The organism is Fodinibius sp. GM21, assembly GCF_058386955.1.
This window is the reverse complement of sequence record NZ_JBYEIQ010000002.1, coordinates 633,927-657,653: the sequence shown is the minus strand read 5'-3', so window position 1 is coordinate 657,653 and position 23,727 is coordinate 633,927. Positions and strand designations below refer to the sequence as shown.

The following is a 23,727-nucleotide window of genomic DNA, read 5'->3' as shown; positions in this document are numbered from 1 at the left end:
TCAAAACTAATAACCATCAATAATCATGCGTACTGCACAAGAGGCCAAGCAATTTTGGGACGATCGTTATTCAAGTGGAAACTATATTTACGGCACGCAACCTAATCGCTTTTTCAAAGAACAAATCGACCAATTAGAACCGGGTCGATTACTCTTACCGGCTGAGGGCGAAGGTCGAAATGCTATTTACGCCGCTCGCGAAGGCTGGCGGGTTGATGCTTTTGACATCAGCGAAAAGGGTCGTAAAAAAGCGCTGGAGCTGGCAAAACGTAATCATGTTACCATTAATTACTCCATCAGTAAATATAAAGACTACGAAATTAAAAAAGATTTCTATGATGGAATAGCCCTTATTTACGCACATCTGCATAACTCCAAAAGACGAAACATCCATCAAAAGCTTGTTGAAGGATTAAAGCCCGGAGGACATCTTATTCTCGAAGCTTTTTCAAAACAGCAGCTTGAAAATACGTCCGGCGGACCAAAAGATCTTGAAATGCTTTATGACTTAGATGATCTGCTTGAGGATTTTGATGTACTGAAAATAAAACACGCCGACGAAATTGAACTAGAATTACAGGAAGGTAAACATCACAAAGGTACGGCTAACATAATCAGACTCTTGGCTCAAAAATAAAAAAGCCCGGAATACACCGGGCTTTTTACAAACTGCTGGGATATGCAATCTACTTTTTGCTCGCTACACCTGCATCAACTAATTCCTGAAACCCACCAATATTGTAGACTTTATCGAAGCCATTTTTCTTCATTAGCTCCGTGGCCTGTCCACTTCTGTTGCCAGTACGGCAGTACAGATAATATGTTTTTTCTTTGTCAAGGGAATCCAAGGCAGCCTCAAAATCTCCATTCAACAAATTAAGCTGGTGATCAACGTTGGCCAAATGCCCCTCGTCGTATTCCTTTTGGGTACGCACATCAATAATCACACCCGGTGTTTCCTCTATTTTTTCCTGGAATTGCTCAGCATTAATTCGGCTGCTATCCCCGTTGCTTTGGGCACACGCCTGGGCTACAAAAAGTGTCATCACGGCTATCAATCCGATGGTAAATAATCGTCTTATCATACTATTTATCATAATTATATTTGTTATTCTTTTTCAAAACCTGCATTCACAAGGCTCTGTAGTCCACCTATATTATACACATTTTCGAAGCCGTTTCGTTTCATAATCTGTGTAGCGCGTCCACTGCGTGCTCCCGATCTACAGTATAGAAAATAGTTTTTACCTTTGTCGAGCTTTTGGAGATTCTGCTCAAAATTAGCAGAGGACAAATCGTAATTATAGTCTGTCTTTTTAAGATGACCATTTTGGTATTCTCCCTTCGTTCGCACATCAATAATAACGCCAGACTCTTCGTTTAGCAATTCTTTAAATTTCTGTGGTGGTATCATATTTTTTGAGTTTTTCAGTTTATTGAGATAAAAAAGTGCCACTGCAACACCTATTAATATGATTATTGTTAATGTGTCCATAGTTCAATTCTTTGCTTTAAATATTCATCCAGATGATGTACCCGCCCATCAAAACGAGGAAACCTGCAAATCCTTTCTTAAGTCGTTCGTTGGATATTTTTCCTGCCACTTTGTTGCCTATCAGACTGCCTACGGCGCCAATCAAACTAAAAACCAACACCAAGTGCCAATTTATACTAAGGTCCAGTCCATTAAGAACATCAAGATATTTATAAAATCCGCTAAAGCTTTTCAGAGTAATAATAAGAAGGCTCGTGCCTACGGCTAACCCCATGGGTAATCCACCTAATAATACGAGCGCAGGAACAATCAAAAAGCCACCACCTACCCCAACCAGCCCCGTCAAAATTCCTACGGCAAGCCCTTCGAGCACAATTTTCCACCAGGCATGTGTTGGCTCAATTTCTCCAACCGACTTTAGATGATTTTTGTCCCGAAACATCATAATAGCAGCAATAAGCATCACCGCAGCAAATAATAACAACTGGAATGTACCGGACACAAATTCAGCAATCATGGCTCCACCGTACGTTCCCGCCATCCCAGGTAACCCAAATAAAACAACACTGCGCCAATGTACTTTTTGTTTTAGGGCATACGGGATAAAGCCGGCGAAACTGATAGCACCCACGATACCGAGTGATTCAGCAATGGCTACCTTTTCTGATTCTCCTGCCAAGTATATAAGCACCGGAACCGTCAATATGGATCCGCCCGATCCCAGTAATCCTAATGATAATCCTACTAATAATGCCCCAATCCATGGTAATATCATAATAAACCTAATATACAATTAATTCGGATGGCCGGCTATCAACCGACCATCCGCAGGTTAGGGGATCTATCAAAAACAGAAGTATCACCATTGTGGTTAACTTTCTGCTTGCATATGTGAAATTCTTGCTCTTATAACACAGAAACTACCCCAAAACCCATTACCTGAATAGTAGATTACCCTTTTGCCTTTGCACCGGTTTGGGAATTTTCCTCTACTCCTATTCCCAGTTTAGCAAAGATCTGTTCGGCCAGGCACCAGCTTGTAAGTGACGACTGAAATAAATTTAATCCTACAAACAGGGTTAACAAAAACCAGTAAGGACTTACAAAGTATCCCAATGCTACACTTACTGTTACCATCGTACCGGCCAACATTCGTATTGCTCGTTCCATGGGCCGCATTGTTGAACAACTTGGATTTTGATTACTCATAATATTGCTTTGTTAATTATTAAAATTTAAATCGTAATTAAGCTGATTCTTCGACACTCAGCGAATAAGCGTGTATTGGGTTTTGTTTCTCAACGCCCGTTTCTTTGTTATAGGCTTTTACTTCATCGATAACCCGTTTGACACACTCTCCATTTTGTATGGAAAAGAAGAGCGTGGAATACACACCGTGTTCATCCTTTGCAAACCAGTTAGAAATATCCGGCTGATATTCTTCAGTTTTAAAACCGTGTACATTCGTTTCGCTGTAAATCGGTACCTTTTGTCGTGCTAAAATTTTACGTACGTCATCGGTATATTCGTCGATACTAAGTATGATTAATAACTTCATAATGTGATGTTTTTTGATTATTGATAATCACGACCGGGCTCACAATCCCAAGACCCGGCCGTGATACCTGCTTAACCTTACGTTTGCTCTCCTTTGAGCTCCTTCACTTTGTTCTCTACCATAAAGTAGATCAAGGGTATCATAATCAGTGTTAATGCTGTGGATGCTACCGCACCGCCCATCAGTGAAATAGCCAGACCCTGAAATATCGGATCGAACAATATCACTACTGCACCAATTACCACGGTACCGGCCGTCAACAGAATGGGCATGCTACGTACGGCCCCGGCTTCGATCACCGCCTGCTTGAGCGACTCACCATCATCAAGCCGTATGTTGATAAAGTCGATCAGCAAGACAGAGTTCCGCACCATAATACCGGCCAGGGCAATCATCCCAATCATTGAGGTCGCCGTAAAGAATGCACCCAATAGCCAGTGTCCTACAATGATACCAACCAGCGAAAGCGGTATAGCGATCATCATAATGATGGGCACTTTGAAATCCTGGAACCATCCAATAATTAACATGTAGATGATCACCAGCACAACGGCAAAGGCAATTCCAAGATCACGGAATACCTCGTAGGTAATCTGCCATTCCCCGTCCCATTTAAGGGTATAATCGTCCGTCATGAACGGCTGTCCTGCAAAAATCTGGGAGAGATTGTAGCCCTCGGGCATTTCAATATTGTCGATCTCTTCCCCGGTGTCGAGCAGAGCATAAACCGGGCTTTCAATTTCGCCGGCTACCTCAGCCAGCACATAGGTTACGCGCCGCTGGTTTTTGCGGTGAATACTGGTTTCAAGAGTGTCCTCAGTTACCGTCACCAAATCAGCCACGGGTATCATGGCCCCTGATGCCGACTTCATGTGCACCTGCTGTAGCTTTTCGATATCAGAACGACCGGCCTTGGGTAGCTTCACCGTAATGGGCACATCGTTCAATTCTTTCTCGCTGTAAAGACGTGACACATCTTTCCCGCGGAGTGCCATCGTTACAGTTTGCACCACTTGCTTCGATGAGATACCCGACATCATCGCCTTTTCGGTATTAACATCCAGCCTGTATTTGGTCTGCGGTGCTTCGATCATCCAATCTACATCGACAATACCTTCCGTTTTTTCAAAGATGTCTTTCACCTCTCCACCGACCCGCTTACGCTCATCGGTATCGGGACCGTAAACCTCAGCTACAATCGTGGACTGTACCGGAGGTCCGGGCGGCACCTCAACCACTTTAACATTGGCATTATACTTTTCGCCTACCTTTTGTACCGTAGGACGAATGCGCTTGGCAATAGCGTGACTTTGATCACTACGTTCGCCTTTGTCAATCAGATTCAGCTGGATATCTGCCACATTCGGACCTTTTCGCAAGTCGTAATGTCGCACAAGCCCATTAAAATTAATGGGTGCATTGTTACCGGCATAAATCTGGTAATCTTTAATTTCAGGCACATCCTTCAAACTCAGGCCTACCTCACGAGCAACCGCATTGGTCCGCTCCAACGTTGTACCTTCGGGCATATCGATAATAAGCTGCACCTCATTTTTGTTATCGAACGGAAGCATTTTCACCTCGACCATTCGGAACACAAACATCAATGTTGAAGCCAAAAGCAATATTGTTACCCCAATAATGAACGCCCACCGCTTAAACGTACTTTCGAGCAGTGGTTCCATGGTACGTTCGTACCATTTATATATAAAGGTTTCTTTAAGATCATATTTCTTCTCTTCCCCGCTTTCATCTTTCTCAGAATTTCCGTGAGGCAATAGGATATATGCCAACCAGGGAGTGATGACCAGTGCTACAATCAGCGAGAAAATCATGGCCAGTGAAGCACCTATCGGCATAGGACTCATATAAGGTCCCATCAATCCCGATACAAAAGCCATCGGCAGTACCGCCGAAATTACGGTGAACGTAGCCAGAATAGTTGGGTTACCAACCTCACTGATTGAGGCGATAGCAGCCTGCTTAAGTGGTAGCTTCTTCATCTTAAAGTGCCTGTGCATGTTCTCGGCAATAATAATCGAGTCATCAACCACAATACCCGTCACAAAAACCAGTGCAAAGAGCGTAATACGGTTCAGGGTATAACCAAACATGTAGTATAAGAAGAGGGTAAGCGCAAAGGTCACCGGTACCGATAGAAACACCACCAGTCCACCCCGCCAACCCAAAGCAAGAGACACCACAAAAGTTACGGCCAAAATAGCTACCAGCAAGTGCTCAAGGAGTGAAAATACCTTGGCTGAAGCGGTTTCTCCATAATTACGTGTAGTAGTAACATTTACATCGGCTGGGATCAAGCTACCGTCAAGCTTGTCTACTTTTCGTTGAATTTGTTCAGCAATCGCCATCGCATCAGCGCCGGAGCGCTTGGCTACCGAAATCGTTACTGCGGGATACGATTCACCCGCATTTAAGCCGGCTTCCTGTGCTTTTTGATGTCCAACGCCATACGAAACATACTCAGAAGGCTCCTCCGGTCCGTCACGGATCTCAGCAATGCTGTGCAAATATATGGGATCACCATTTTGCACATCTACAACGACGTTCCGCACCTCTTCGGCAGATTTAAAAAAGTCTCCGGTATTCACTAAGTACTCGGTATCGTTATTGCTAAATGATCCGGACGAAAGCTCTTGGTTGGCCGCTTGTATTTGCCCGACCACCTGCATCGGATCGATACCATAGGAGGACATTTTATTCTTGTCCAAATTCACTGAGACCTGCCGGGTACGCCCGCCGTGGATATCGGTCTGCGCCACATCTTCGATCTGTTTGATATCCAGCGCCATTTCATCAGCTATGCGACGTAAATCAAAATCACTGTATTTATCGCTCCATAACGTCAATGTCATAATCGGGACGTCATCAATGGAACGGGTTTTTACCATGGGTTGGGTCGCCCCCTCGGGAAACCGGTCCATATTTTTCATGATTTCATTATAGAGCCGTACCAAACTACGCTCTACATCTTCGCCCACATAAAAGCGGGCAGAGACCATCGCCTGGTCGGGCATAGATGTAGAATACACATATTCAACCCCTTCAATATTGGAGAGCACCTTCTCCAGGGGGATTGCAATATTCTTTTCCACCTCCTCGGGCGTTGCTCCCGGATAGCCGACAAAAATATCGGCCATAGGAACATCAATTTGCGGCTCTTCTTCGCGCGGGGTTAAATACGTCCCGTAAAATCCCAGCGCCAGAAACACAATCATCAGCAAAGGCGTCAACTTTGAGTCGATAAACCCTTGCGCAATTTTTCCTGCAATTCCAGTCTTCATAATGATATATCTAAATAATTTCTATTTACTGCGTATTTACTTTTCGGCCTTCGCGTAGCGGCTGATCAACCGAAGCCACAAACAATTCGCCTTCCGACAAGCCGGATAAAATCTCGACCCCATTCGCACTTTCATCCCCGAGACGAACCCAGCGAAGCACAATTTCAGAGTTATCATTCACTGTGTATAAACCGGTCAGCTGTCCGCGCTCAATAATGGCAGACTTGGGCACAACAATCGAGCGATCACTCTCCGTAATCAAGCCAACCTGGGCGAACATGCCCGATTTTACGCCTGAATTCTTTTCCAGATCGGGCAACATTACCTCGACAGCAAACTGTCGGCTGCCGCGGTTACCGGCCTGATTGATATTCTTAACAACTCCAATTCCATCACTATAGCCGGCGGTCTTGATATCCACCGAAACAGTATCACCATAATTGAACAGTGAAATGTTGCTTTCGGGAACGGTTATATTCACTTTCATGATACTTTCTTGCTCAAGCGCAATAATAGGCTGTCCCGGTGCGGCCATATCTCCTTCGGTAGCCATCTTTGATACCACATATCCGTTAAAAGGAGCTGTCAACCTGGTATAATCGAGCATATCTTCCACTTCCTGCAGCTTACTCTCCAAGGTTTTTACTTTGGCTTTGGCCATCTCATACTGGGTGCTCATATCATCCAGCTCCTTTTTAGTGGCGCTTTCCTGCTCATACAAATTTTTGATGCGGGTATAATTCGTCTCCGCATTTTGCAAAGCAGCCTTGGCCTCTATCAAACTCGATTCAACCTGATTCTTCTGCGCCTGCAAGTTATCATCTTGAATCTGAATCAACACGTCACCCTTGCTAACGTAGTCCCCTTCTTCAAGATCAAGCTGTGTGATACGTCCCATCACCTTCGTACTCATATTGACCGTACGATCACTGCTTACGGTACCGGAAAAACGGTGCGATGCCGTTCCCTGTACGTATTCTGCAGTTTGAGTATTTACCGTTATGGGCTGATCATCTGCGGGCTGCTCATTTTCAGTAGAGCTGCATGAGATCCCCACCAACATTAGCACTGCAAGTGCAGATAATAGTCTTCCTGATATGTTCATGATGCTATATTTCATTGATCTATTTGTTTTGTTGTTAAAATCTTTTAGGAAAATTAGTAGGGCATTTCACGCTCAAGCAGCAACTCCAGTGTTGCCACACTTAAATTATATTGATAGAGCGCATTGAGTCGCTGCAGCTTGCTTTGGAGTAACTTCGTTTCGGCCTGTAGCAGGTCCGTCGTTTTTTCCATGCCTTGTTTAAAACGATTATTGCGGATGCGAAAATCTTCTTCGGCCTGGTCTACGGATGCCTCAGCAAATTGAAGTTGTTCCTCTGCCTGATCAAGTGAGCGCTGTGCCTGCTGAATTTCCATCTTGTTCTTGAAAAGACTGCTTTCGTACGCTAGCTCCGCCTTTTTCAACTGGGCTTTGGATTCCATCACCTTACCCACATTTTGAAATCCTTTAAATAGATCCCACTTGAGCGTTGCTCCTATCATATAACTGTCGCCCTGCGTACCAAAAGGCACTTCATCATTAAATTCATAGCTCCCAAACAGATTGATACTGGGAATAAAGTTGAACTTTGACGAACGCTGCATCTCTTTCGCCGCCGACATCCGGTATTTCATCGCCTCCAATTTAGCATTTGTCGAATTCTCGGCGTCAATCATCTCATCCGAAATGCCGGGGCGCATCTGCAGGCTGTCCGTAGCCTCAATAGCGATCTCCTCATCAATATTTAACAGGTAGCGAAAATTATCCTGCACGGTCTTTCGCTGGTCACGAACTTTTGACTGCCGACTTTTTAGCTCCAACACACGCACTTTCGCCGCCAGATAATCGGCCTTGTTGATCATATCCTGCTCGTAATAGTTCTTGGCCTGACGTTCATTCTCCTGTGCCACCTCCAATGATTTCGTAATAACCTGCTCCTGCTTCTCCATCAGTTGAAGCTGATAATACGTATCTTTCACTTGGTAGCGGACATGCTGTATCGTCCCCTCCATCTGTTTTTTAGCTGCTTCCAACTGATTTTTTACCGCCCGGCGCTGAAAAATCGCATCCGCATTAAATAGTGGCTGCTGCGCTTTGAACGTAGTGGTAAAGTTATCATAGGCATCGGGATCGTTTAGCCGCGTTGGATTAAAGTCGGCCTGTGTCACCGCTTCCTGCTTTAATTTAAAGCCAAAAACATTCAGCGGATCATTTGTTGAAACGCCCGTTTCTTCTATCGAAAGCTGCGGCAAAAAGGTGGCATTGGTCTGCCGGTACTGTGAGCGAACCTTCTCCATATCCGCCTCAGCCATCCGAATTTCAAAACTCGCATCTTCGGTAATGGCAAGCGCCTCTTGAAGACTCATTTCCCGAACATCCGTTGTATCATTAGTATTAGACTGTGCCAGTATCGGCTGGAACGAAAACACCATTACCCCAGCCAACAGCACCAATATTTTGTTTGTCATCTTGTTAATAGTTCGCATTGTATTCCATCTTATTTAATAGTTTCTATCCCTGAGTACTTCAGGGAAGATTTCTTTCAAAATCCAGGTTGCAGCTGATCAATCACTTTTTGCAATCGTGATCGTACCTCATCGGCAATAGGATGCAGCTCATCATTCTCAACCGCCTGCATGGAGGCTACCGGATCTACGGCCGAAACTTCCACCTGCCCATCCTCATGTTCTTCTACAATCACATTACAAGGCAGCATCACACCTATTTTGTCTTCTGCTGTAAGGGCCTTGTGCGCAAATTGAGGGTTGCACGCACCGAGAATCCGGTATTTTTTAAAATTTACATCCAGCTTTTTCTTGAGTGTTTCTTTGACATCAATTTCCGTAAGCACTCCAAAACCTTCTTCTTTAAGCAAATTGGTCACCGTTTCAATAGCTTCGTCAAATGACTGATCGGTTGTTGCAGAGTAAAAGTATTTCATAACACTGTTGGTTTGATTGTTTTTTTGTCATGCATGAATATAGGAACAGAATTTATGGTTGTCAATACAAGTAAATACATATATTCAATTATGCTGATATATTTCCTCTATGAGCGTATCTTACAGCTTTAAACAAGCTAAATTATCAATAATACCCATTAATACAATTGAATAAACTTGTATTAACAGGTATTTGATTTAATCCTAATTTTGATTAATTTCTGATGCGAACAATTTAATAAGCATGCAATTATGGACTTAAAAGACGGAATAGCACTCCACAAGCAGATCAGCGACTGGCTAAAGCAGCAAATTGAAACAGGAGCACTGGCATCAGATGAAAAATTGCCCTCGGAAAATGAGTTAAGCAAAAAATTTGATGTGAGTCGCGTAACGGTTCGGCGAGCTCTACAAACACTTGAAAATGAGCAGCTGATTTACCGCTGCCAGGGGTTGGGATCATTTGTTACTGATCAACGTACACACCAGTCGTTTTCTATTCTTAATGATTTTACCGAAGAACTGGAAGGGACGGGCATGGAAGCGAGTTCAAAACTGTTATCTTTTGAGCAGGTGGATATCAACGACCAAAAGGATTTGCTTTCATATCTTGACATTGAAAACAAAAAAATTGCCGTACAATTAGAACGTATTCGATTGGGTGATGGCGAACCCATTGCTTATGACATCACCTGGATGCCCATATTTTATGGACAGCTTATTGAGGGATATGACCTTGAGGAAACAACCATCTTTAAAATCCTGGAAGATGAATTTGATATCCCCATCGAAAAGGGATGCTATCGCATCGAAGCATCAATGGCTGACGAGAAGTTAGCAAAATACCTGAATATAGATCCGCAAACACCACTACTATTAATGAATCGCATTTCTTACACTATTGGAGAAAAACCGGTGTATTATCAAAAGCGATATTACCGAAACGATAAAATGGTGTTTGAACTTATGGCTGAACGTAGAGCTTCGAATACTAATACTGATGATGAAACTCCTTTTAAAGAAATGATCCCTGTTTTTAAAGAACAATCCTAACCGCTGTACGCATCCTATAATTAACTAAAGACTTATTATTATGAAAAAGAACATGGGAACAATTGACCGCACGATACGAACGCTGCTTGCTATATTAGTAGGTGTTCTCTATTTCATGGACGTTATAACGGGAACAACTGCCATGATACTTGGAATATTTGCAATAATCTTTTTGGGTACCAGCCTCATAAGCACATGTCCGCTGTATATGCCGTTTGGTCTCACAACCCGGAAAGAAAACTGATTTTAAAAATTTTAACTTACCCTTTCGACTTTAAGGCGACCCACTATGGTCGCCTTTTTTTATTTGGCTCCACATGGCCATTCTTAGCTGGCTCAATAAATTGCCCTACAATCTTACCAAAAAATCTCTTACACTATTTATTTATAGAGTGACGCAAACTATCTGGAGCTATGGCAAATAATGACCAACGCATAACGCTTTCCCCTCTTAATATTACAATCATTTACCTTATCGTTGCCGGACTCTGGATTGCCTTTACCGACCGATTGCTTGAATCATTGGTTACTGACGCCCATGCTCTTTCCATTTTGCAAACCTATAAAGGCTGGTTCTACGTTTTACTTACCGGGGCCGGCTTATATTGGCTGATTAAAAAACACGACCAGCAGCTTCAAAAAAAGGAAATTCGACTTGAAAATTTGCTGGGCGAAGTCCAATCCGAAAAAGAGCTTAAAGACGTTTTATTTGAACGGATTCCCATTCTTATTACCATTTATGATCCCGACCTGGAACAGTTTGAAGTAAACAGGGAGTTTGAAAAAGTGATCGGCTGGACTAACCAAGAAATTAAAAATGAGGATGTTGACCTTCTTAAAACATGCTACCCAGATCAACATGAACGAGAAAAAGCGGTCGAATTTATGAATAATCCGAAGGTCGGATGGCAGGAATTTGATATTACAAACAAATCCGGAGAGCAAATTCCCGTCTCATGGACCAATGTGCGTCTTACCGATAACACATCAGTGGGCATCGGTATTGATATGACTGATATTAAAGCTTCGCAGGCAAAAATACGAGAATCTCGAGAGTTGCTTACAAAGATTTTCGAGAGTCTGGAGTCGAGCCTCATTGTTATTGATACTCAAAGTCGTACCATTGTTGATTGCAATAGTGCTTCGGAAAAAATATTCGGCTATAGCCAAGACGAACTAATTGGCAGTTCCACAAGGAAACTTCATATCGACGAGGAAAACTACCAGAGATTTGATGAGATAGGTTCTGAGGCTCTCGAGGAAAAAGGGGTTTTCCAAACCGAGTTCCGAATGCAAAAAAAAGATGGTACCATATTTTATTCCGATCATACCGTAACGCTGGTGTATGACGAAGATGACGAAGTCAACAAGGCCATTAGTGTTGTCCGGGATATTACAGACCAAAAAAACAGAGAACAAGAGCTTCAAAAAGAACGGGAACGCCTGTTACGATCCCAGAGGATTGGTAAAATTGGCGACTGGGAATTCAATATAGAGACCAACGAGATTACTTGGTCTGATACTATGTATGAAATCTATGACCGTGATTTAGAATTGGGTCCTCCCTCCTTCGACGATCTTATGAATCACTATCACGGATCCTCCTCAGATAATTATAAGCAAATTGTACAGCAGGCTATTGAGAATAAAGAATCATACGACACTGACCTAGAACTGAAAACCGGAAAAGGAAATAAAAAATATATCAGGGCAATTGGAATTCCTGTAGAGAACGATAACCAAGAGGTCACAAGATTATTAGGGGTTGCACAAGATATTACCGAGCGTAAAAAGTCCGAAAGGGAACTTAAAAAGCGGAAAGAATTTATAGAAAAAACAATTCAGAATTTACCCATTGGTGTAGCGGTCAATAATATTGATGATGGAAAAGTGACATTGATTAACAAAAAATTTACGGAAATTTACGGCTGGCCTCAGAAAACATTAACAGATTTTGAGTCCTTTTTTAGGAAGGTGTATCCTGACAAGGAATATAGAAAACAGGTATTTGATGTAGTTACAGCCGATATTGCTTCCGAAAATCCAGACCGCATGCAATGGAAGGGTATGCGAGTTACTACTCAAGAAGGGAATGAGCGAATTGTAAACGCTAAAAACATTCCGCTTTACGATCAAAACTTGATGATCTCAACCGTAGTTGATGTTACTGAGCAACATCATTTGGAACAAGAATTAAAGAAAGAAAAACAGCGGTTTCAGCTTGTAGCAGAAACCACCAGCGATGTTATCTGGGATCTTGATTTTAAGAAGGAGGAATTGTGGTGGAGCCAGGGCTTTGAAGAGACCTTTGGCTATGAGCGAAAAGGACTGCACGAGAATTATGAAATATGGGAACAGTACATTCATCCCGATGATCGCAAAAAAGTAGCTGCTAGCTCTAAGCAGGCGCTTGATTCAAATGCTCAACGATGGACCGAGAAATATCGGCTAATTAAAGCGGATGATTCTATTGCCTACCTGATTGATCGTGCTGTTATTATTCGAGATGAGCAAGGTAAGCCGATCCGTATGGTGGGAACAATGGATGATATAACCGATCGCAAAAAAGCCGAGGTGCAACTGCGTAAATCAGAAAAGAAGTACCGCCACCTCTTTGAAAATAATCCCGAACCCATGTGGATTTATGATCCCAAAACCCTGAAATTTATTGAGGTAAATCAAGCAGCCATTGATCATTATGGTTATTCCGAAGAGGAATTCATGAATATGACACTGCTTGATATCCGACCCGAGAAAGACGCCGAGGCATTGAGAGAAAATGTAAAACAAAATAAGGGGACGACTGCATACTCAGAGGAATGGATCCATCTCACAAAAGATGGTACGAGGATCGATGTGGAGCTATCGGCCTCTGATGTTACTTACAAAAAGGACAAAACCTATCGACTGGTTTTAATTAACGATGTAACCGAACAGAAACGGATGCAGGAAAAAATCATTCAATCGGTTATTGAAGGCGAAGATCGGGAACGTAAACGCATTGCTCATGAGCTTCATGACGGACTGGGTCAATACCTGGTAGCGGCCAGTATGAACCTGCAATCGGCAAAAGCAGATATTGAAAAGTTGAGCGAGAAACGACAAAACCAATTTGAAACCGGAATATCACTTTTAAAAAACGCCCTCACCGAAACCCGAAATATTTCCCACAACCTTATGCCGCAAGCTATCTCGGATTATGGGCTTATTGCAGCACTTGAAAATCTTATCAAAGACTTCAGAAAAAGTACAGACATCAAATTTAAGTTTGTTCATAATTGTGATCAGCTGGATCTAAATAACCAGGCTGAAATCAATATTTACCGCATTTTTCAGGAAATTATTACCAATGCCGTTCGCCACTCAGAATGCACAAAAATAGAGATTCAATTGCACATGGCAGATGATACACTTACACTGATGATTGAAGATAATGGGATTGGGGCACAACTTGATGATCAGGATGAAGCGGCCGGGCTGGGATTGCGGAGCATAAAAACCAGAGTAAGCAGCCTTAGTGGAAAGCTCGATATTAAATCCAAGCCCGGCGAAGGCATGAAAACTTCGGTCTCTATCCCTGATGTCAGCAATCTGAAATCTAACCGTACAGACCATGGCTAATATCAATATTTTATTAGCAGACGATCACGATATTGTCCGTGACGGGATTAGGATGCTACTCGAAGACGAAGTAGGATTTAAGATCGCAGCAGAAGCGGAAAACGGTAGAGAGGCCATTGAAGCCTGCAAAGAACATGATATCGATTTGATTGTCATGGATATAAGTATGCCGGAGATGAACGGTATTGAGGCCACCGAAAAGATTAAAGAATCATCCCCTGATATCAAAGTATTGGCACTTACCATGATGGATGAGGACCAGCATATTCGTCAGATGATTGAAGCCGGTGCATCAGGCTATATCCTTAAAAGCTCCGACAAAATTGAGCTTGTCGATGCCATTACCAGTATTTTGGAAGGCAAACACTATTTCAGTAATGATGCCACCCAAAGTGTGATGATGGACCTTGTAAAAGGCAAAACCGAAAAAGATGAAACCGACCCGGGTAATGTTACCGATCGCGAAAAAGAAGTGCTCGAACTGATAGTACAGCAACATACCAATCAAGAAATTGCAGATAAGTTGCATATTAGTACCCGCACCGTAGATGCCCACCGGCGGAACCTGCTACAAAAAACAGGCGCCAAAAATACAGCCGGGCTCGTCACCTACGCCATCAAGCACAACCTGGCAGATATCGAATAAAATGGCTGACTCCTCAATCGTTGGCTCGCACATCTAATTTTTCCCTCCCTTTTGTAAAAAGGGGTAACTCCTTTTGGGCTATAGGCTTTTTCACCTACCACAAAAATAGGCCTTTAAAGCTATATGCAACTTGTGTAAAAAATAGTAGGTTCAAATATATCATCTTAACGAAACAACGGCATGCACATACTACTTTTCGGTAAAACATCTTCTATTACCTCTACTATACACACGATGCTCCGGTCCGTCGATGAATGGTCAACAAAGCTACATTCAGATTTGGATAACTTTAACACAATTAATGAAGAACAGCCTGACTTTGACCTTTTGATTGCCAATTTAGAGGATTTCAGACGAACCTCAACAAAAGCAGTTTTTCAAATCCGAAGCTATTTTCCCGACACTCCGTTGCTTGTCGTTCATTCCTATCTTAACAATCTACTTATAAAGCCACTGATTTCTGCCGGGGCCACCGGTTATATTCAAAACGAAGTGTCAGACAGCAAGCTTATTGAAGCCGTGCAAAAGGTCGCATCGGGAAAGCAATGCATTATAGCAGAATATACCTAATACACAATACGCTTTTTACAGTATAAAAAAGTTAGGCTTTTCTGCTGTTTTCCGGCCTCCTCAAAATGATGATTTTAATCATCTCATAATCATCAACCCGAAGGACCATGACTAGTTCGAATTTCTCCGATATCAATTTAGATGCCACTTTCCTCGACAACCTGCTTGCCCATGTGGCAATCATTGATGCTGAGGGCACCATTGTAGAATGTAATAAAGCGTGGAAAAGTTTCAGTGGAGCATCTACCCTTATCAAACGCGCTGATACCGGCGTAAATTATTTTAATGTCCTGCAACACGCTATTGAAATGGGCGACGACTATGCACTTAAATTTTTATTGGGATTAAAAAAGGTAATCAAGGGTAAAAAAGAATCCTTTTCACTAACCTATCCCCTGCAGTCCAGCAATGATTCCCTCTGGTTCAAAGTAACCATTCGTCCCTCTAGTGATGAACATCCGTACTTTGTAATGATTCATGAAGATGTGAGCTCAACAGTTCAGGCCAAGCAGCATTTAGAGGAGACGCAAAATCGTTATCAAATCCAGTTTGAAGAGAACCTCGATGGTATCCTGATTACCGATGCCAATGACCATATTTTGGATGCCAATCCCTCCGCCAGTGAAATCCTCGGCTGGGATCGCGAAAGTCTTATCGCCCGCAAGTGCAATCAGGTTATGAATGTGCACAATCCCAACTACCAAGCGGCTTTGGATCAACAGAAAAAGATCGGCAGCTACCGTCTTGAAATGGAGCTGATACACAAAGACGGCCGAAAAATACCTGCCGAGGTATCATCCAAAGTGTATCGCAATAAATCTGGCCAGCTTCGAAGTATCATCACATTTAAGGATATCAGCAGGAGAAAAGAAGTTGAAGAGAACCTTATAAAGAACAAGCATTTTACCGAATCGGCACTGGACAGTATTCCCGGTGTCTTTTTAGTGCTCGATCAAGAGGGTAATATCGTAAGATGGAACGAGCATATGACCACAGAACTTGGATATTCGGCCCAGGAACTATCCGGTAAGAATGCCCTGGATTTTATCACCGATGACCACAAGGACACTATTCGTAAAAAAATAGAAGAGTGTTTTAAGAACGGTGAACTATCGGTTGAAACCCGGATACATTCCAAAAAAGGTGGAATAAAGGATTATTATTTATTTGCCAAGCACTTTAAACAGGATGGAAAATCCTTCTTGGTTGGGGCAGGCATTGACATTACAGATCGTAAAAATGTTGAGCGTGAAAACAGGAAGAACCAGATCATGCTGCAGCAACTTTTTGACAATGCCCCGGTAGGTATTACCATTGTCGATAATGAGAGCAAGATCCGAGATGTTAACAACAGTTTTGAAAATATTTTCGGATACAATAAGGAAGAAGCCATTGGAAAAAATATCAATATGCTTATAGCTCCAGAAGAAGAACAGAACGAAGCACAAGCAATTTCTGAGGCTACACGAAACGGTGAAAGCCTACAAACGGAGACCACTCGACTAAATAAAGAAGGTGAAGAAGTCCCGGTGTTGATCGGTAGCGTTCCCGTTGAGCTAGAGGATGATATTATCGCCATCTACGGCATGTATGTAGATGTATCAATGCAGCATAATTATCGTGAAAAAATCAAAGATACATTGCAGGAAAAAGAAGCCCTCCTCTCGGAACTGCATCACCGGGTAAAAAATAACCTCGCACTTATTACCAGCCTTGTCGAACTGCAGCTTTTTGACGCTGACAGTGACACGTTAAAAGAGGAACTGCAAAATATTAAGAGTCGTATTATGACCATTGCCTCTATCCATGAGGTGCTGTATCAAAACGGAAGTTTAACGAGCATTCCCTTTACAGACTTCCTACAAGAACTGCTGAATAGCCGGATGGTTCAAAACCAGCGGGATAACAACAATACACATATCAACCTGCCAACGGGAGCACTCTCCTTGAATATTAACCAATCTATTCCCGGCGGGCTGTTGTTGAATGAAATTCTTTCACTGATATTCAATTTTACCGACAAAGATAAACAGTCATCCATTGACATACAGTTGCGCCAGTACGGTAAGCAAGTACACCTGATTATTGAAGGAGAGCAAATGATGAACTGTCCCACTGAGGCTAAAAACAGCAATTGTTTGCATAACATTTTGATAAAAACTTTGGCCAAGCAGCTGGGGGGAACACTTATTTGGCCAAACCCTGAAAGTGATTATCAAAAATTCGAGTTCTTTTTTTCCAAAGAAAACGGGACCAGTCCGGCAAGTGAATACCTCGAAGTAGCAGAATAATTCGCTGAGCAAAACTTATTAAAATATAAAGGCAACTCTCACAAGGAGTTGCCTTTTTTGTTGCAATATTTTTAAAGCTTACAACAAATTTTTACACCTCTCTCGGATAGATCATTTGCTTATGTTCAAAATCTCTTACATTATTCCATTAGAAAAACTGCTTTACTATTCATTCATCAACATAAAGCAATATTTCAGTTCGTTTCAATGAATCAAAAAACACTCTCATGAAGAAATTATTGTTAAGTCTTGGATTAGTATGTGTGATCTTTATTAGTTCTGTGCAGGCGCAATCAGATGAACCTTTTGCCCGCTTTCCTGCTATCAGTCCCGATGGCTCTACGATCGCATTTTCCTATCAAGGTGATATTTGGACCGTGCCGGCTGAAGGCGGCCGCGCCTGGCGATTGACGCTGCACGAAGCATACGAAGCCTATCCCAAATGGAGCCCGGGAGGAAGTCAGATTGCATTCACCAGCGATCGCCATGGAAACGACGATGTGTTTGTTATGGATAAAAACGGCAGTCAAATTGAACGACTCACCTACCATTCTACAGGCGATGAATTAACAGGCTGGACACCCGGCAACAGCATTATTTTTACAACTAATCGATTATTTAACCAAGTAGAATGGGAACCGGAGATTCATACGGTAGGAGCTGAAGGTGGCACGCCCGACCGCTTATTTGATTCTTTTGGTATGATGGCGGAGATGAGTCCCGACGGACGATTTTTAGTATTTGTCCGTGGCTATAATCGGGAATTTCGCAAGCGATATCGCGGATCGGCCAACAAAAATATTTGGCTTTATGACCTGGAAAACGAAAGCTATCACCAGCTCACCGATTTTAAGGGAAACGATATGTATCCCACCTTTACCGACAGCCGATCTCTTTACTTTTTGAGTGAAAGAAACGGGGCACATAATATCCACAAAGTGAAAATAAATGATGACGGCAGTCCAAATTATACCCCCATTGCTATAACCGATTTCAAGGATGATGGCATTCGCAATTTCGACATAGACGAGCAAGAACAACGCATTGTTTACGAACGTAAAACAGGTCTTTTTACACTTAATCCTCAAGAAGGGGAAAGCCAACGCTTGGATATAGATGTTACGCAGGATCAACGGTTTTATAATATCGAGCAAAAAACCTTTACCGAAGAGGCCCAAGAGTTTGATGTATCTCCCAGCGGCGACTGGCTAGCATTTGTCATTGAAGGCGAAATTTTTGTTAAGCATAACGATCCGTCCAAACAACGTTCTGTAAAGGTAACAGACCATCCGTATCGCGATCGTGATGTAGCGTTTTTAAATGACTCTACACTCATTTTTGCCAGTGATCGAAATGGCCAATATGATCTCTTTTCGATCCGGCCTTCACAAAAAGATACCAACGATCTTTTTGAAAGCCTCCAATTCCAGACGAACCAACTTACGGATACCAAAATGGGAGAACGTAATCCGGTGGTATCACCCGACGGCAAAAAAGTAGCCTTCAATCGAGGGCGGGGACAACTGGTTGTATCAGACATTACCGGACGAGACGATCTCGGGGAAGAAACCCTTTTGGTTGATAACGGATGGGCGGAGGCCAGTGATGTAGCCTGGAGTCCCGATAATGAATGGCTTGCGTACTCGATGCCCGATCTCGATTTCAATCATGAAATTTATATCCATCCCGCAGATAACTCGAAGGAACCGATCAATATCAGCAAGCATCCACGTCCTGATTCCGATCCTGTTTGGAGTCCTGACGGAAGCAAGCTTGCATTTCTCTCCAATCGCAATAACGGAGATGATGATGTCTGGTTTGCCTGGCTCAATAAGCGAGACTGGCAGCGTACGAAACTCGACTGGGATAAAAGTAAAAATCCCGAAGTAGTATCGCCCGAAGATACGGTGGGAGTAAACGTATCCATCGACTTCGATGGCCTTTATAAACGATTATACCAGGTTACGTCAATGCCCGGAGACGAATCGAATATTGCTATATCTCAAGATGGACAAACATTTTACTTTGTGGGCGATGATGCGGATAAAGATATCTATAAAGCCAAGTGGGACGGCAGCCAGATTTCCGCAGTTACTGATCAAGGAGTAGATCCAAATGACCTTCGCCTAAACGCTGATTTAAACAGCCTTTATTTCATGCAGGGCGGTGGAAAAATCGGGCGCTATAGTCTGGATAAAAATAATCTTGAGCAATTGCCTTATCGTGCGAGCATGAAGATTAATCACAATAACCAACGTGAGCAGATTTTTGAGGAGGCATGGCGAAAACTGAATATTAATTTCTATGATCCCAGCTTTCATGGCCAAGACTGGACAGCTCTTAAAAAGCATTACAAGCCCTGGGCGCTGAAGACATCAACCGACCGAGACTTTCAAGATGTTGTGAACATGATGCTTGGTGAACTAAATGCCAGCCACATGGGTTTTTACGGATCAGATCGCGCCGAAACGCAAGAAACCCGAACCGGACTTATTGGCGCTGAGGTTGAGCCTGTTTCTAATGGGGTACGCATCGTTCACGTAGTTCCCAATTCGCCGGCTGATCGTGAGATGAGCACGCTAAATGTTGGCGACGTCATTACCGCTGTTGGCGGGCAGCAAGTTGAAGAAGTAGATAATTTTTACAGCTTGCTATCCGACAGAGTTGATGCTCCGACCCTGCTTCAGGTTCAAAATGCCAATGGGGAAAGTCGTGAGGTTGTTATTGAGCCTACTGATGATCTGGGCGATCAACTTTACAACGAGTGGGTTGAAAAGCGTAAAGAGCTTACCGAAAAATATTCGAACGGTCGCTTGGGCTATATCCATGTTGAGGGCATGAACTGGCCCAGCTTTGAGCGTTTTGAACGCGAGCTCGTTGCCACAGGCGAAGGCAAAGAAGGAATTGTCATCGACGTACGCTATAACGGTGGCGGCTGGACAACCGATTATCTGCTAACTGTGTTAAAATATCGCCAACATGCTTATACCATTCCGCGGGGTGCAACGGAAAATATCTCTAAGAACAAAACCAACTTCCGCGAGCACTATCCCTTTGGGGAGCGACTGCCACTGTCCAGCTGGACAAAACATTCTATTGCTCTGGCTAATCAGAACAGTTACTCAAATGCCGAAATCTTTTCGCATGCCTATAAACAACTGGATCTCGGGACGTTGGTCGGTGAACCGACATTCGGGGCTGTAATTTCGACCGGGGGAGCCGGCCTGATGGGCGGTTCGTATATCAGACTGCCATACCGTGGTTGGTTTGTCAAAAATACCGACAACAATATGGATCGTGTTCCGGCGGTGCCAGATGTGGAAGTCATTAATCCGCCAGACTACCGAACCGGCGAAGACAAACAGCTAAAACGTGCTGTTGATAAACTGCTCAATCAGGTCGACAGCGAATAACATCGAAAGCAACATTTTTCACTTTTTTATGGTAGCACCGGCTTTAGAAAGTCGGTGCTTTTTTTATGCATTCCTGCAAATTGTTTTAGTCACACTGTTGCACCGGTGCAACACTTTTTAGTGCGTCAAAATATAAGTCATAAAAAACCATAAAAATAACCCTCCCTACTATCCTAATGCCTTGATAAAAAGGCATGAAATAACGCTGACAATGGCACACCTATTGCAATTATTAATAGGTAGAAAAGCAATCATGCATCCCGTAAAACCTTTATGAAGATGCTCTCCAACCAAAGATGAGAGGTACCTATTATGAAAGCACTCGTTTATCACGGCCCAGGCAATCGTACATATGAAGAGAAGCCCAAGCCAACTATTCAAAAAACAACCGACGCTATTGTCAAGATCACAAAAACAACCATTTGTGGTACCGACCTTCACATTTTAAAGGGAGATGTTCCTGCTGTTAAAGATGGAACCACCCTGGGCCACGAAGGGGTCGGTATTATCGAAGAAGTGGGTGACGGAGTATCGAATTTCAAAAAAGGTGATCAGGTACTTATAAGCTGTATCACTGCTTGCGGTAAGTGTGACAACTGTAAACGTCAGATGTATTCTCACTGTGAAGACGGGGGCTGGATACTTGGCCACCTCATTGATGGTACGCAGGCCGAATACGTTCGCATTCCTCATGCCGACACGAGCCTGTACCACATCCCCGAAGGAGCCGACGAGGAAGCATTGGTTATGCTGAGTGATATTTTGCCTACAGGTTTTGAAGTGGGTGTACTTAACGGAAAGGTTAAACCGGGTGATGTTGTGGCCATCGTTGGGGCCGGTCCCATTGGCCTGGCTGCACTCCTTACAGCACAATTTTATTCCCCTGCTGAAATTATCATGGTTGATCTTGATGACAATCGCCTCGAAGTATCTAAGGAATTTGGGACTACTGACACGGTGAACAGTGGTAACGAAAATGCTGTAGACAAAATAATAGAACTCACCAATGGTAAAGGAGTAGATGTTTCCATTGAAGCCGTTGGCGTTCCAGCCACTTTTGATATCTGCCAAGATATCGTCAAAGCGGGAGGACAGGTCGCGGTGGTAGGTGTTCATGGTACCAGTGTAGACTTAAAGCTGGAAGAATTGTGGATCAAAAATATAACTATGACCACCGGTTTGGTTGACACCTATACCATTCCCATGCTTATGAAAACCGTGGGATCCGGGGAACTGGAACCTGATCAGCTAATTACCCATCATTTTGATTTAGACAACATAATGGAGGCTTATGATACTTTTGGCAATGCTTCTGAAGAGAAAGCCCTTAAAGTAATCCTCGAAAATAAATAGATAGATAAATAACCTTCAACTTATCTGTTTATAAAGCCCGTACTCCTTGTACGGGCTTTTCTTATTAATATGATTCTCAAATGCACATACCCATTAAGAAACGCTTTATCCCCAGATAGTCATGGGATACTCCATTCTCCAGCACTTTTACGGGCAACTGGAACAAAACATAAATTTTCAGGATAAACTTACAATTCTGCAACAAAGATACTCTTCGCAACATCATTCCCAACAACCTGTTCATCATTCTCAACAAGAATGGTAACCGGCCCATCAAAAGGAGCTTTTTCTTTTATTCTCACCTTTATACCCGGCAACAAGCCAATCTTTTCAAGGTATCGCAACAACTCAGGATTCTGGTCTTTAACGCGGCTCACTATATACTCTCGCTCTATGTCTGCCTCAAGGAGAGGATCGGCATCTATTTCGGGCATCAATCCATCTTTGGTGGGAATGGGATCGCCATGCGGATCGTGGGTGGGATCATCAAGCAGCTGGGCAATTTTATCTTCAAATCGCTCTGATATATGATGTTCCAGCTTCTCAGCCTCATCGTGAACCTCGTCCCACGAATAACCCATAACCTCCAACAAATACAGCTCGAGCAGGCGATGATGGCGTATAATTTCGAGCGCAATCTTCTTGCCTGAATCTGTCAGACGAGCTCCTTTGTATGATTCGTAATCAACTAATCCCATCTTATCCAGCCGTTTCACCATATTGGTAGCCGATGCCGATGAAACATCCAGTGAATTGGCAATCTTTGTTGTTGAAGCCCCTTTGTCTTCTGTCTCCAGCGTATATATCGCTTTCAGATAATCTTCAACAGCCTGACTTAATACCATCTTGAATACATTTTATGCTTTATTTCTACCGCCCTAATATATTAAAATATCAATGGCATTACATTGACACATTATTGCTCAACATCTACTCCATGTTTCTTCAAGTACTGTTTAAACGATTGTTTTCCTGTTAAATCTGATCCTACGAAAGCCACGAGTTTATCAAAAATATCCGTCGGCAAATATCCCGGCTGTAGCCCTATAGTGCCCCCATCCTTATTCAAGAAAATAAATGTGGGTGTAGAACTAATTCTAAACTTACGGGCTAATTGCCGCTGGGTAAGTGAACGACCATTGAACATAATTTCCTGATCTGACTCGATATCCAGCTTAACAGGATAAAAATATTTGTGCAGACTGTCCTGAACTGTTTTCTTTGGAAAGACTTCCGCATACATTTTTTTGCAATATCCGCACCATGTGGCTTCGGCAAACAACATCACTTTTTTACCATTCGCTTTGGCTAGCTCCTGGGCTTCAGAAAGAGATTTCCATTCAACATCCTGCTGAGCCGCTGCCGGTACTGTCCCAAAGAGTACTATCAATAATCCAATGAGAAATCCTCTCACACTCCACGTTAAACTCATTAATAATAC

20 protein-coding genes are annotated in these 23,727 nt (G+C 42.9%); 9 read left to right on the top strand and 11 right to left on the bottom strand.

Annotation, left to right across the window (positions count from 1 at the left end; genetic code table 11):
• Positions 1 to 25 precede the first annotated feature (25 nt).
• Positions 26 to 637: a class I SAM-dependent methyltransferase gene (locus ACT3IB_RS06750; protein ID WP_491538241.1), complete on the top strand. Its 612-nt coding sequence runs from the start codon at positions 26 to 28 to the stop codon at positions 635 to 637.
• Positions 638 to 686: 49 nt separating this feature from the next.
• Here ACT3IB_RS06750 and ACT3IB_RS06745 read toward each other — a convergent pair whose 3' ends face one another.
• The 9 genes from ACT3IB_RS06745 to ACT3IB_RS06705 form a co-directional block, all read right to left on the bottom strand.
• Entirely contained in the window at positions 687 to 1,085 is a 399-nt protein-coding gene (locus ACT3IB_RS06745) for a rhodanese-like domain-containing protein (protein WP_491538240.1), read from the bottom strand.
• Between the two features lie 23 nt (positions 1,086 to 1,108).
• The gene (locus ACT3IB_RS06740) at positions 1,109 to 1,495 is read right to left on the bottom strand and encodes a rhodanese-like domain-containing protein (protein ID WP_491538239.1); all 387 of its coding nucleotides are present in this window, start codon (positions 1,493 to 1,495) and stop codon (positions 1,109 to 1,111) included.
• Between the two features lie 16 nt (positions 1,496 to 1,511).
• Positions 1,512 to 2,270 carry a sulfite exporter TauE/SafE family protein gene (locus tag ACT3IB_RS06735; protein ID WP_491538238.1) on the bottom strand — a complete coding sequence of 253 codons (759 nt, stop codon included), beginning with the start codon at positions 2,268 to 2,270 and terminating at the stop codon, positions 1,512 to 1,514.
• Positions 2,271 to 2,446: 176 nt separating this feature from the next.
• Positions 2,447 to 2,704: a YgaP family membrane protein gene (locus ACT3IB_RS06730; RefSeq protein WP_491538237.1), complete on the bottom strand. Its 258-nt coding sequence runs from the start codon at positions 2,702 to 2,704 to the stop codon at positions 2,447 to 2,449.
• A gap of 37 nt (positions 2,705 to 2,741) precedes the next feature.
• Entirely contained in the window at positions 2,742 to 3,053 is a 312-nt protein-coding gene (locus ACT3IB_RS06725) for a hypothetical protein (protein WP_491538236.1), read from the bottom strand.
• A 77-nt stretch (positions 3,054 to 3,130) separates the two neighbouring features.
• Entirely contained in the window at positions 3,131 to 6,355 is a 3,225-nt protein-coding gene (locus tag ACT3IB_RS06720) for an efflux RND transporter permease subunit (protein ID WP_491538235.1), read from the bottom strand.
• Positions 6,356 to 6,380: 25 nt separating this feature from the next.
• A complete protein-coding gene (locus ACT3IB_RS06715; RefSeq protein ID WP_491538234.1) occupies positions 6,381 to 7,475 on the bottom strand; it encodes an efflux RND transporter periplasmic adaptor subunit in 1,095 nt (364 codons plus the stop codon).
• 38 nt (positions 7,476 to 7,513) lie between these two features.
• Positions 7,514 to 8,884 carry a TolC family protein gene (locus ACT3IB_RS06710; RefSeq protein ID WP_491538233.1) on the bottom strand — a complete coding sequence of 457 codons (1,371 nt, stop codon included), beginning with the start codon at positions 8,882 to 8,884 and terminating at the stop codon, positions 7,514 to 7,516.
• Between the two features lie 56 nt (positions 8,885 to 8,940).
• Positions 8,941 to 9,339: a DUF302 domain-containing protein gene (locus ACT3IB_RS06705; protein WP_491538232.1), complete on the bottom strand. Its 399-nt coding sequence runs from the start codon at positions 9,337 to 9,339 to the stop codon at positions 8,941 to 8,943.
• A gap of 252 nt (positions 9,340 to 9,591) precedes the next feature.
• Between ACT3IB_RS06705 and ACT3IB_RS06700 the strand changes: the two genes are divergently transcribed.
• The 8 genes from ACT3IB_RS06700 to ACT3IB_RS06665 all read left to right on the top strand — a co-directional run bounded on the left by ACT3IB_RS06700 (position 9,592) and on the right by ACT3IB_RS06665 (position 22,286).
• A complete protein-coding gene (locus tag ACT3IB_RS06700) occupies positions 9,592 to 10,392 on the top strand; it encodes a GntR family transcriptional regulator (RefSeq protein ID WP_491538231.1) in 801 nt (266 codons plus the stop codon).
• A 40-nt stretch (positions 10,393 to 10,432) separates the two neighbouring features.
• A complete protein-coding gene (locus ACT3IB_RS06695) occupies positions 10,433 to 10,636 on the top strand; it encodes a YgaP family membrane protein (protein ID WP_491538230.1) in 204 nt (67 codons plus the stop codon).
• A gap of 170 nt (positions 10,637 to 10,806) precedes the next feature.
• The gene (locus ACT3IB_RS06690; protein ID WP_491538229.1) at positions 10,807 to 14,013 is read left to right on the top strand and encodes a PAS domain S-box protein; all 3,207 of its coding nucleotides are present in this window, start codon (positions 10,807 to 10,809) and stop codon (positions 14,011 to 14,013) included.
• Entirely contained in the window at positions 14,006 to 14,659 is a 654-nt protein-coding gene (locus ACT3IB_RS06685; RefSeq protein ID WP_491538228.1) for a response regulator, read from the top strand. Before ACT3IB_RS06690 ends, ACT3IB_RS06685 begins: the two co-directional genes overlap by 8 nt.
• Before the next feature lie 180 nt (positions 14,660 to 14,839).
• Positions 14,840 to 15,229 carry a response regulator gene (locus tag ACT3IB_RS06680; RefSeq protein WP_491538227.1) on the top strand — a complete coding sequence of 130 codons (390 nt, stop codon included), beginning with the start codon at positions 14,840 to 14,842 and terminating at the stop codon, positions 15,227 to 15,229.
• A gap of 107 nt (positions 15,230 to 15,336) precedes the next feature.
• Positions 15,337 to 17,520: a PAS domain S-box protein gene (locus tag ACT3IB_RS06675; protein WP_491538226.1), complete on the top strand. Its 2,184-nt coding sequence runs from the start codon at positions 15,337 to 15,339 to the stop codon at positions 17,518 to 17,520.
• Between the two features lie 227 nt (positions 17,521 to 17,747).
• Complete coding sequence (locus ACT3IB_RS06670; RefSeq protein WP_491538225.1) at positions 17,748 to 20,933, top strand: S41 family peptidase; 3,186 nt, start codon at positions 17,748 to 17,750, stop codon at positions 20,931 to 20,933.
• 312 nt (positions 20,934 to 21,245) lie between these two features.
• Entirely contained in the window at positions 21,246 to 22,286 is a 1,041-nt protein-coding gene (locus ACT3IB_RS06665; protein WP_491538224.1) for a zinc-dependent alcohol dehydrogenase family protein, read from the top strand.
• A 188-nt stretch (positions 22,287 to 22,474) separates the two neighbouring features.
• On the opposite strand, the gene ACT3IB_RS06660 is transcribed toward ACT3IB_RS06665, so the two are convergent.
• The gene (locus ACT3IB_RS06660) at positions 22,475 to 23,131 is read right to left on the bottom strand and encodes a metal-dependent transcriptional regulator (RefSeq protein ID WP_491538223.1); all 657 of its coding nucleotides are present in this window, start codon (positions 23,129 to 23,131) and stop codon (positions 22,475 to 22,477) included.
• A gap of 71 nt (positions 23,132 to 23,202) precedes the next feature.
• Positions 23,203 to 23,718 carry a thioredoxin family protein gene (locus tag ACT3IB_RS06655; RefSeq protein WP_491538222.1) on the bottom strand — a complete coding sequence of 172 codons (516 nt, stop codon included), beginning with the start codon at positions 23,716 to 23,718 and terminating at the stop codon, positions 23,203 to 23,205.
• Positions 23,719 to 23,727: the final 9 nt, after the last annotated feature.